Annotated in this window: 9 protein-coding genes; 7 read left to right on the top strand and 2 right to left on the bottom strand. The window is 73.4% G+C overall.

From position 1 onward, the window contains the following. The first annotated feature begins 150 nt into the window (after positions 1-150). The 6 genes from CCS38_RS33560 (at position 151) to CCS38_RS33535 (ending at position 8291) form a co-directional block, all read left to right on the top strand. The gene (locus CCS38_RS33560; protein ID WP_223737205.1) at positions 151-684 is read left to right on the top strand and encodes a GNAT family N-acetyltransferase; all 534 of its coding nucleotides are present in this window, start codon (positions 151-153) and stop codon (positions 682-684) included. Positions 685-774: 90 nt separating this feature from the next. After that, positions 775-2301 carry an ABC transporter substrate-binding protein gene (locus CCS38_RS33555; RefSeq protein ID WP_223737203.1) on the top strand — a complete coding sequence of 509 codons (1527 nt, stop codon included), beginning with the start codon at positions 775-777 and terminating at the stop codon, positions 2299-2301. A 52-nt stretch (positions 2302-2353) separates the two neighbouring features. Continuing rightward, positions 2354-4249 carry an ABC transporter permease subunit gene (locus tag CCS38_RS33550; protein WP_223737201.1) on the top strand — a complete coding sequence of 632 codons (1896 nt, stop codon included), beginning with the start codon at positions 2354-2356 and terminating at the stop codon, positions 4247-4249. Positions 4250-4299: 50 nt separating this feature from the next. Further along, the gene (locus CCS38_RS33545; protein ID WP_372457190.1) at positions 4300-5580 is read left to right on the top strand and encodes an MDR family MFS transporter; all 1281 of its coding nucleotides are present in this window, start codon (positions 4300-4302) and stop codon (positions 5578-5580) included. Between the two features lie 152 nt (positions 5581-5732). After that, positions 5733-7007 carry an aspartate aminotransferase type Ic gene (locus CCS38_RS33540; RefSeq protein ID WP_223737199.1) on the top strand — a complete coding sequence of 425 codons (1275 nt, stop codon included), beginning with the start codon at positions 5733-5735 and terminating at the stop codon, positions 7005-7007. A gap of 180 nt (positions 7008-7187) precedes the next feature. Then, positions 7188-8291: an aminopeptidase P family protein gene (locus CCS38_RS33535; protein WP_372457189.1), complete on the top strand. Its 1104-nt coding sequence runs from the start codon at positions 7188-7190 to the stop codon at positions 8289-8291. Here CCS38_RS33535 and CCS38_RS33530 read toward each other — a convergent pair. Continuing rightward, positions 8288-9502, bottom strand: a complete 1215-nt coding sequence (locus CCS38_RS33530; RefSeq protein ID WP_223737196.1) for an FAD-dependent oxidoreductase — start codon at positions 9500-9502, stop codon at positions 8288-8290. The two genes, CCS38_RS33535 and CCS38_RS33530, sit on opposite strands and share 4 nt — an antisense overlap. A gap of 283 nt (positions 9503-9785) precedes the next feature. Here CCS38_RS33530 and CCS38_RS33525 point away from each other — a divergent pair, with 283 nt between their 5' ends. Continuing rightward, a complete protein-coding gene (locus CCS38_RS33525) occupies positions 9786-10430 on the top strand; it encodes a pentapeptide repeat-containing protein (RefSeq protein WP_223737195.1) in 645 nt (214 codons plus the stop codon). Between the two features lie 12 nt (positions 10431-10442). Here the strand turns inward: CCS38_RS33525 and CCS38_RS33520 are convergent, their stop codons facing one another. Next, positions 10443-10940, bottom strand: coding sequence for a hypothetical protein (locus CCS38_RS33520; RefSeq protein WP_223737207.1), 498 nt, complete (start codon positions 10938-10940; stop codon positions 10443-10445). Positions 10941-10987 lie beyond the last annotated feature (47 nt).

Genomic DNA, 10987 nt, shown 5'->3' with positions numbered 1-10987 from the left:
TCGAACCCCCACGGCCTCGAACCCCCACGGCCTCGAACCCCCACGGCCTCGGGCCCACGCGGCCCCGGGCCCGTTACGCCGCCGGCCGAGGCGATGCGCCCCACCCACACCCCCCGTAGTCCGTGTGCGCTTAATGCATAGGATGTGCAAGTGCGTAACTACGGCATCAGGGCGGCTATCCGCGACGACATCGGTGCTGCGCGTGCCGTCATGCTTGACACCGTCTATCGCGACTTCGGTACGGGGTACGTGCCGCGGTGGCATGGCGACATCATCGATCTGGAGGGGGCCTATCTGCGGCCCGAGCGGCACACGTTGCTGGTTGCCGTGGATGAGGAGGACGGTGGTGTTGTCGCCACCGCCGCGCTCGATTCGCGGGGTCCCGCGCACCCGCCGAACCCGGCCTGGATCGCCGAGCGGTTTCCGTCGGGGGAGACGGCGCAGCTGCGGCGGGTGTACGTGCGGGCCGAGCATCGGCGTCGGGGGCTCGCTCGGCGGCTGGTCGGTGAGCTGCTCGACTTCGCGGCGGCGGCCGGCGGATACCGGTCGGTCTACTTGCATACGGACCCGGCGGTGCCCGGTGCCGAGGATTTCTGGCGCTCGATGGGCAAAGCGGTGCTTGATGAGCGGGAGGAGTCGGGCGGGGCGCGTGTTGTGCACTTCGAGGTGGCTATGGGGGCGTAGGGCGTATGCCCAGAACTTGTGGCCGCGCGCATTCGATGAAGGGTGTGAAGCCCACACCGCTTCCCTGAACCCCACCCCAGAACGAGGACCATGCATACCGTCCGCCGCCGTCAGCTCATAGCCGGCCTGCTGGTCGTACCCCTGTTCTCCGGCCTGCTTTCCGGCTGTTTCGCCGCCCGGAACGGCTCGTCCTCGAGCGGGTCGGCGGACGGTGCCCGGCTCAAGGTCGCCCTCGCCTTCCCGCCCTCCGAGAACTTCTCGCCGTACGGTGCCGACGCCACCCTGCTCAGTCGGCTCGGCGTCACCGAGGGCCTGACCGAGCTCGACGCCAATGGCACCGCGGTCCCCGCGCTCGCCGCGTCCTGGAAGAAGGAGAGCGACCGCAGCTGGCTTTTCACGCTGCGCGAGGCGGAGTTCCAGGACGGTACGCGGGTCACGCCGTCCGCCGTCGCCAATGCCCTGGAGCACGCGGGCGAGGCCGAGCCCGTGACGGCCGCGCTGTCGGGCGTAAAGCTCATGGCTAAGCCCGTCGGTGGCGATCAGGTGCGGATCACCACCGACGACCCCGATCCCGCGCTTCCGCTGCGCCTCACCAGTCCCGGGCTGGCCGTACTGTCCCCGAAGGCGTACGGAAAGGGTGAAAGGGAGCGGAAGGGGCGTGAGGTCAGCCCCGTCGGTACCGCCACCGGGCCGTTCGAGCTCACGAAGACCACCGGGGCCACCGCGGCCACCCTTGAGCGCTTCGACGACTACTGGGGCGGGCGGGCCCAGGCGTCCGGTATTGATGCGAAGTTCATCGCGGATGGGACCGCCCGGACGAATGCGCTGCGTACACATGATGTGGACATCGCCGAGGCGGTCCCCGTCTCGCAGGCCGCCTCGCTGGACAAGGGGAGTGCGCGCGAGACCGCCACGGCTCGTACGACGAGCTTGCAGCTGAACACCCGGTCCGGCGCCTTCAAGGATCCGGGGCTGCGCGCCGCGGCCCGTAAGGCGATCGACACCTCGGCGCTCGCGAAGGACGTGTACGAGGGTCATGCCGACCCGGGCGAGGGGGTCTTCGGGCCCGCGCTGACCTGGGCGGAAGGCAAGCGTGGCAAGCCTGCCGGGCGGGCGGAGGCGAAGCGCCCCGGCGGTACGCCGATCACCATCGGCACGTACGACAACCGGCCCGAGCTGCCCGAGGTCGCCCAGGTGCTCAAGCAGCAGCTCCAGAAGGCCGGGTTCAAGGTGCAGCTGGAGGTCCGCGAGTCGTCGCGGATCGAGGGGGACGCGCTGGCCGGCAAGTTCGACGCGTTCGTCGGCGCCCGTAACACCATGCTGGACACCGGCGACCCGGTCTCCGTCCTCGCCAGCGACTACACCTGCGACGGCAGCTACAACCTCGCCCAGCTGTGCGACAAGAAGGTCGACGCGGCCGTCCGGAAGGCCGAGGACACGGCCGACATCGGGAAGCGGCAGGACGCGGCGGCGGCCGCCGAGACCGCGATCCTCGGCACGGACGCCGTCGTCCCGCTCGTTCACCAGCGGATCATCACCGGCGTCGGCAGCTCCGTGAAGGGCGTGCTTCTCGACCCGTACGAGCGCACGCTGGTCGGCGCCGGTACGCGGCGCTGAGCGGTATGAGGCGTAGCTGAGCGGCATGAGGCGTATGGGTGGTATTGGTCGTATGGGGGGTGTCTGGCGGATCGCCCTCGCCGTCGCCCTCGTGTGCGGGGTCGGGCTGCTGCCCTGGCTGTCGCGTACCGATCCGGCGCTGACCGTTCTGAAGGCGCGCGCGGCGGAGCGTACGCCCACTCCTGAGGTACTGGCGTCCGTCCGGGCCGACATCGGGCTCGACGCCGGGCCGTTGCACCTGCTCGGCCGGTGGGCGGGCGGTCTGCTGCACGGGGACGCGGGGCGGTCGTGGATCTCCGGCGACGCGGTGCTGCCGTCGGTGGTGCATGCCCTGGGGGTGTCGCTGCTGCTGATGGGGGCGGCGATCGTGGTCGCCCTCGGGACGGCCGCTGCGGTGTGCGCCCGTACGCTGCGGCTCGGTGCACGCCGCCGGCTCGCCGGGCGCCGTCCGGGCGGCAGCGGCACGGCCGTGCTCGCCGCGCTGCCCGAGTTCCTGACCGCGTCGGTACTCGCGACCGTGGTCGGCGTGCACCTCGGCTGGCTGCCGGCGCTCGGCTGGTACGGGCCCCAGTGGATGGTGCTGCCCGCGCTCTCGCTCGGCCTGCCCGCCGGGGCGCTGCTCGGGCGGCTCCTCGACGACCTGCTGCCCGGCGCCTTCGCCGAACCGTGGGCGCGTGCCGCGGCCGCGCGCGGCATACCGGAGGGGCGCATCGCGCGGCAGGCGCTGCGCCGCTGCGTACCCGGACTGCTGCCGAACCTCGGACTGTTCCTCGTGGGCGTGACCGGGGGCGCGGTCGCGGTGGAGCAGGTGTTCGACATTCCCGGGCTCGGGCGGTCGACCCTGCAGGCCGCCCTTGCGCAGGACCTGCCCGTACTGCAGACCAGTACGCTCGCGCTCGTTCTGCTGGCTGCCGTGGCCGGCGGGTTGGTCCGCCTCGTGGCCCGGCGCGCGCTCGGACCCGCGCTGCGCGACGGCGCGTTGCAGTCCCTGCACGGCGCGCGGGAGTCCCTGCACGGCCCGAAGCGACCCGTGTCCGGCCGGCTGCCCCTCTTGTACGGCGCGCTGCTCCTCTGTGTCGTCGTGGCCGGTCTGTCCCGCGATCCGCTGGCTCTGGATACGGCGGCGCGGCTGGAGGTTCCGTCGTGGGCGCATCCGTTCGGTACGGACTCGCTGGGGCGGGACATGCTGGCCCGGGTCGCGCACGGCGCGCTCACCACGCTCGCCCTGGCCCTCGCCATCAGCGTCGCCGCCCTGGTCATCGGCGTACTGCTCGGCCTGCTGCCCCGGCTGTCCGGGCCGCTCGTCGACACGGTCAACGCCGTACCGCCCGTACTCGCCGGTCTCCTCGTCGCGGGCGTGGCGGGCAGCGGGCCCGCGACCCCCGCGCTCGCCGTGGCCGCCGTCGCCTGGACGCCGCTGGCCGCCCACGCCGCCGCACTGCTGCAACAGGAGCGCGCCACGCTGCACCTGGAGGCGACGCGGAGCCTCGGCGCGAGCCGCTGGTATCTGCTCCGGCGCGAGCTGCTGCCCGCCGTCCTGCCGCCCGTCACCCGTCATGCGCTGCTGCGCCTCCCGGCCGTCGCGCTGGCCCTCGCCGCGCTCGGCTTTCTCGGCCTCGGCGCTCAGCCGCCGTCGCCCGAGTGGGGCCTGCTGCTCGCCGAGAACCAGCCGTACGCCGAGCGGGCCCCGTGGACGGTGCTCGCGCCGGCCGCCGTGCTCGCGCTGCTGGGGGCGCTGGCGGTGACCGTGACGGGCGGGGTGCGGGTCCGGGTGCGGGTGCCGCGGGTCCTTCGGCGTACGGGGCGGGCGGACGTGCCCGCGGGCCCTGGCTCCGCGCCCGCGTCGGAACCGGAGCCCGAGGTGCGGGAAGCCGTGGCGGTCGGGACGGGCGCTGGGACGGGTGCCGGGACAGGTGTCGGGACGGGTGCTGGGACAGGTGCCCGGTGACCGGGCGGGAGCGTTCCTTCGGCGCCGCGCTCCGGGGCCGGTCGTCCGGCCTGCTTCGGGGCCGGGGGCCCGGGCCACTCCGGGGCCGGTCGTCCGGGCCGCTCCGGGGACGGCCCCGTCGCGAGGGGACCTGGCGGCACCTCTCCCCGCTGCTGCGGCTGCTGATCGCGACGCAGCTCGCCTTCAACATCGGCTTCTTCGCCGTGCTGCCCTTCCTCGCCGAGCATCTCGGCGCGGCCATCGGGATGGCGGGCTGGCTGGTCGGCCTGGTGCTCGGGCTGCGGACGTTCAGTCAGCAGGGGCTCTTCGTACTGGGCGGCGCGCTGACCGACCGGTACGGCGTACGGCCCGTCGTCCTCACGGGCTGTGTGCTGCGGATCGCTGGCTTCGCCTGGCTGGGGTACGCGCAGCAGACGTGGGCGGTCATCGGCGCGGTCCTGCTGATCGGGTTCGCCGCCGCCCTGTTCTCACCCGCCGTCGAGTCCGAGGTCGCCCGCCAGTCGGTGCTCTGGGAGGAGGCCGGGCACGGTTCCCGTACGCGCGTCCTGGGGCTGCTGAGCGTGGCGGGCCAGGCCGGCGCGTTCCTCGGCCCGCTCCTGGGCGCCCTGCTGCTGGCTGTCGACTTCCGTACGGCGTGCCTGGCCGGGGCCGGGGTGTTCGTCCTCGTACTGGCCGGGCATCTGTGGCTGCTGCCGCAGCACATCCCGGGCCGGGAGCGGGTGCGGGCACCGGGAGCGGTGCGCGAAATGCTGCGCAACCGGCGTTTCCTCGCGGTGTGCGGCGCCTACGGGGCGTACCTCCTGGCGTACAACCAGCTCTACCTCGCGCTCCCCGCCGAAGTGGCCCGTGCCGCCGGCTCGCAGTCCCCGCTGGCCTGGCTCTTCGCGCTCTCCTCGCTGCTGGTCGTCGTCGCGCAGCTGCCGGTCACCCGCTGGGCCGCCGACCGGCTCGACCTCCGCCGCTCCATGGCGGCCGGGCTGCTCCTCATTGCGGCGGGGTTCGCCGTGGTGGCTGCCGCCCGCCCGGCAGCCTGGACCGGCACCGGTGGACTGCTGCCCGCCGCGGCCTTCGTGGTCCTCCTCACGCTGGGCCAGATGCTGGTCACGCCGGCCGCCCGGGCCTGGGTCCCGGACCTGGCACCCAGCGGCAGGCTCGGCCTCTACACCGGCGCCATGTCCTCGGTCTCCGGGCTGCTCGTCCTGGCCGGCAGCGCCGCGACCGGCTCGCTGCTCGACACGGGGCTGCCGGCCCCGGTCCCGTGGCTCGTCCTCGCCGCGGTACCGCTGGCAGCCATCGCCCTGCTGCCCCGCCGCTCCCGTACCGAGCCGTAAAGACCCCCACCGCTCCCGGGCCGAGTCGTAAAGCCGCGTGCGTCACAAATGCCTCGGCAGTGCCGCCGTGCCCGGGTACTCTCGGCGCTGCCCGCGGCCCGGTGGCCGCGGTCACGGAGTACCGCACGCGACTTTGAGCAGGGATGACAGGCATGGATCTGACCACTCTCACGCACACCGAACTGTCCGACCGGCTCGAAGCGCTCCGTGCCGAGCACGCCCGCCTCAAGGAGCGCGGGCTGCGCCTGGACCTGACCCGGGGCAAGCCGTCCGCCGAGCAGCTGGAGCTCTCGCAGCCGCTGCTGGCCCTGCCGGGCGGGAACGACCACACCGCGCAGGACGGCACCGACTGCCGCAACTACGGCGGCCTCAAGGGTCTGGCCGAGCTGCGCACGACGTTCGCCGGCCTGCTTCAGGTGCCGGTGGAGCAGCTGGTCGCGTTCGGCAACTCCAGCCTGGAACTGATGTACGAGTCGGTGGTGGACGCCGTCCTGTTCGGCCTCCCCGGGGCGCCCGGTCCCTGGCCGCGGGAGGGGCGGACGGCCATGCTCTGCCCCGTACCCGGTTACGACCGGCACTTCGCGGTGTGCGAGAAGCTCGGCATCGACATGATCCCGGTGCCGATGACGGAGACCGGCCCGGACATGGACGAGGTCGAGCGCCTCGTCGCCGACGAGCGCGTCAAGGGCATCTGGTGCGTACCGAAGTACAGCAACCCCACGGGCGCCACCTACGCGCCGGAGACGGTGCGGCGGCTGGCCGCCATGGAGACCGCGGCGCCGGACTTCCGCGTCTTCTGGGACAACGCCTACGCCGTGCACCAGCTGCAGGGTGACAGCGAGCCGGTCGCCGACATCCTGGGCCTGTGCGAGGAGTACGGCCACGCCGACCGGGTGTTCGTCTTCGGCTCCACCTCGAAGATCACCGCGGCCGGCAGCGGCGTGGCCTTCTTCGGCTCGTCGCCCGCCAACGTCACCTGGCTGCTCGGCCACCTCTCCAAGCGGACGATCGGCCCGGACAAGATCAACCAGCTCCGGCACGCCCGCTTCCTGCCCGACGCCGCGGCCGTGCACGCCCACATGGAGCGCCACGCCGAGCTGCTGCGGCCCAAGTTCGAGCTGGTGGACGCGGTCCTGGAGAAGCGGCTCGGGGACAGGGGCATCGCGACGTGGACCCGCCCGCAGGGCGGCTACTTCGTGAGCCTGGACGTCCTGGACGGCTGCGCCTCCCGTGTCGTACAGCTCGCCAAGGACGCGGGCGTCGCGCTGACCCCCGCCGGAGCGACGTTCCCGTACGGCAAGGACCCGCGCGACCGCAACATCCGCATCGCGCCCAGCTACCCCCGCCTGGAGGAGCTGGGCGACGCCCTGGAGGGCCTGGCGCTCTGCGCCGAACTGGCGGCCGTCGAGAAGCTGCTGGAGGGCTGAGAGCCGGCGTCAGCGGCGTCTTCGCCGCCCTCCCGGCACGTTCGGTCCCCAGGCGGCTCCTTCCGGCGTAAATTCCGGAGCATGGCGACTTCTGAGGGGACGACGGCGGCTACGGCGAGCGCAGGGGCTGCTGCGAGTACGGAGGCGGCGGCCGGCGCGAGTACGACGGGGCACATCGAGGTGACCCGGGAGGACTACGAGCGGCGCATGGAACGGGCCGGGCGGGCGGCCGCCGACGCCGGGCTGGCCGGGCTGATCGTCACGCCCGGCCCCGACCTGGTGTGGCTCACCGGCTACCAGCCGACCGCGATCACCGAGCGGCTGACCGCCCTGGTGCTCACCGTGGGCAGCAGGCCGCGCCTGCTGGTGCCCGTACTGGAGCGGGCGGACGCGCAGCACGCCACGGGCGCCCGCGCGACGGAGCTCCTCGGGTGGCGCGACGGCGAGGACCCGTATGCCGTGCTCGCGCAGCTCCTGGAACCGCAGCGGCGGTACGGCATCTCCGACTCGGCGTGGGCGATGCACCTCCTGGGGCTGCAGCGGACCCTCCCGGGCAGCGCGTACGCCTCGCTCACGGAGGCGCTCCCGATGCTGCGCGCCGTCAAGGACGCCTACGAGGTGGAGCGGCTGGCGGCGGCGGGCGCGGCCGCCGACGCCACGTACGAGGAGATCCTCAAGGTGCCCTTCGGGGGCCGGCGGGAGAGCGACGTGGCGGCGGACCTCGCGCGGCTGCTGCTCGAACACGGACACAGCCAGGTGGACTTCACGGTGGTGGGATCGGGCCCCAACGGGGCCGACCCGCACCACGAGGCGGGCGACCGGATCATCGAGAACGGCGACATGGTCGTACTGGACTTCGGCGGCCTGAAGGACGGGTACGGCTCGGACACGACGCGGACCGTGCACGTGGGCGAGCCGACCGCGGAGGAGCGGAAGGTCCACGACATCGTGCGCGAGGCCCAGCAGGCGGCGTTCGAAGCGGTGCGGCCGGGGGCCGCCTGCCAGGACATCGACCGGGTGGCGCGCAAGGTGATCAAGGCCGCGGGGTACGGCGAGTACTTCATCCACCGGGTCGGGCACGGCATCGGGGTGACGACGCACGAGCCGCCGTACATGGTCGAGGGCGAACACCTGCCCCTCGTGCCGGGGATGTGCTTCTCGATCGAACCGGGGATCTATCTGCCGGGGCGCTTCGGGGTGCGGATCGAGGACATCGTGACGTGCACGGAGACGGGCGGGCGGCGGCTGAACAACACGGCCCGGGAGATGGGGATCGTGGGCTAGGGCGCCATGCGCCGGGCCCGGGTGGCGGCGCGGGCGGCGGAGAGGGCGAGCGCGGTCGCCTCGATGGCGCTGGTGAACGCCACTTCGCTCAGTACACCTGGTGCCGCGACCTGGTCGCCCGCCAGGTAGACGCCGTTGCCGCGGTCGATGGCGGGGCGGTCCCGCCAGGTGGTGCCGGGCAGGTCCACCGCCCCCGTACGGCCGGTGGCGAGCGCGTCGCGGCGCCAGGTGACGCGCTCGCGCCACTCGGGGAAGCCCGCGTCCAGGAGGCGCTCGGCGCGAGCGAGGCCGTCGGCGCGCGTCTCATGGGGAGCGATGCCGACCTGGCCCTGAAGGAGCTGTTCACCGGGCGGGGCAAGAGTGGGGTCCTGCGCGGTGAACCGTTCGATCCACCCGGAGTGGTCGAGGTCGGACACCACGAAGAGATCGGTGGCGCGTCGCCTCCCGGTCGCGCGGCGCTTCTTCGGGTGCTGCTCGCGCAGCGCCAGGTCGACCAGGACCGTACGGGCGCTGCTCCAGGTCAGCGCGTCGTCGCCGAGCAGCGCACGGGCGGAGTCGAGCTGGGTGGCGACGATGACGGGCCGGTCCTCGGGCAGCGCGTCGACCCGGGAGCCGGTCTCGATCCGTACGCCGAGGCCGCGGGCGTGGTCCGCCATGCGGGAGATGAGCGCGCCCCAACCGCCCTTGATGTAGCGGGCTTCCGGGCTGAGGCGCGTGGTGCGGTAGAGGATCCGGTGGGTGAACGCGGCCGAGAGCAGGCCGGGGTCGTGGTGGAAGGTGGCGACGCCCGTGTAGTACGCGGCGGCGCGCGCGGCCGGCTCCCCGACCTGCGCGCTCGCCCAGCTCAGGAAGTCCTGGCCCACGGGGGCGTCCGTACGGTTGCGGAGCCGGAGGAGGGCGAGGGGCGGTACGCGGTGCAGCTCGCCGTGGTGGTGGAAGCGGATCCGGGCGGCCTCCCGGAGGCCGAGCGGGGCGAGCGGCCCGAGGAGGCCGCGCTGCTTCAGCCAGGGGTAGTGCGGGCCGCGGGCGTAGAGGGCGTGCGGGCCTTCGTTGGTGCGGTACGGCGCCTCGTCGGTGCGGGCCCGGCCGCCGAGCGACCGGTGCGCTTCGTGGAGCGTGACGTCGGCACCGGCCTCGGCGGCGGAGATGGCCGCGGTGAGGCCGGCGAAGCCGCCTCCGACGACGGTGATGTGGCGGCGGGGGTGGGGCATGGCGGGTCTCCGTCTCATGACTGCGGTGCGGGCCGGCTTTGTTTCATGGACGGGTGGGGGCGGGGGCGATGTGACATCCGGCGTGCCGTCCGAGCGCGCGGCGGTGGCCGCGGCTGGCCGCTCACACGGTTGTTTCCGCAGGTCAGGGTGATTGTCAGTGGTGGGGTGCAGGATGGATCAGGACGGGGCGGAACGGGGACGAGAGCGGGCTGCGGAGAGCGGATCGAGCGCGGAGAAGGGCGGTGGTCGGGTGGCCGGCCGAGGCGGGGACGCGGAGCGGACGATGCCGGCCGTACGACGGCCGGAGGTACGGCTGCCGGAGCTGGTGGCGTACGACGGAGGGGAGTGGGAGCCCGAGGGGGATTACGACGGACTGGAGTTCGCCGACGCGGACTTCGCGGGGCAGTCGGCGCGGGGCGCCCGGTTCCTGGACTGCGCGGTGTGGCGGTGCGCGTGGGACGAGACGGTGTTGGCCCGGGCGCGGTTCATCGACAGCGTGCTGGAGGGGGTGCGGGGCGTCGGCACGGACCTCTCGCAGGTGTCGCTGCGCGATGTGGAGGTGCGGGACGCCCGGCTGGGCGGGACCCAGCTGCACGGCGCGGTGCTGGAGCGGGTCGTAGTGCGCGGCGGGAAGCTGGACTTCCTCAACCTGCGCAAGGCGAAGCTCCGGGACGTCGCGTTCGAGGACTGTGTGCTGGTGGAGGCGGACTTCGGCGGGGCCGAGCTGGAGCGCGTGACGTTCGACGGCTGCACGCTGGCGCGTACGGACTTCGGTCAGGCGCGGATGCGGGACGTCGATCTGCGGGGCGCGGCGGCGCTGGACATCGCGCGGGGCATCGACCGGCTCGCGGGCGCGGTGATCAGCCCGTCGCAGCTCATGGATCTGGCCCCGGCGTTCGCGGCGGAGGTGGGCGTACGGGTGGAGTGAGCGGCGGTGGGGTCACACGCGGGGGAAGCGGGCCTGGAGGTCCCACAGGAGCGGGTTGTCGGCCAGCCCGTCGTGCATGTCCGTGAGGTCGGCGATCAGGTCGTGCAGGAAGTCGCGGGCCTCGCGGCGCAGCGCGGCGTGGTTGAAGCTGAGCGGAGCCTCCTCGACCGGTACCCAGTCGGCGGTGACGTCGACCCAGCCGAAGCGGCGCTCGAACAACATCCGGTCGGCGGACTCGGTGAAGTCCAGTTCGGCGTGTTGCGGGCGGGCGGCGCGACTGCCGTGCGGGTCGCGGTCGAGCCGCTCGACGATGTCGCACAGGGCCCAGGCGAAGTCCAGGACCGGCACCCAGCCCCAGGCCGTGGACAGTTCCCGGTCCGTCTCGGTGTCGGCGAGGTAGACGTCCCCGCAGAACAGGTCGTGGCGCAGCGCGCGGGCGTCCGCGGTGCGGTAGTCCGTCTGCGGGGGGTCAGGGAAGCGCCGGGAGAGCGAGTAGCCGAGGTCGATCACGTAGCTGATGGTCGCACGTCGGTCGGAGTGCTCGCTCCGGGACGGGG

Origin of the sequence: Streptomyces purpurogeneiscleroticus, assembly GCF_020024005.1 — a bacterium.
In the GTDB taxonomy this organism is placed as follows: Bacteria; Actinomycetota; Actinomycetes; order Streptomycetales; family Streptomycetaceae; genus Streptomyces; species Streptomyces purpurogeneiscleroticus.
Note: the sequence above shows the minus strand (reverse complement) of the source record. Positions and strands in the feature narration are given on the sequence as shown.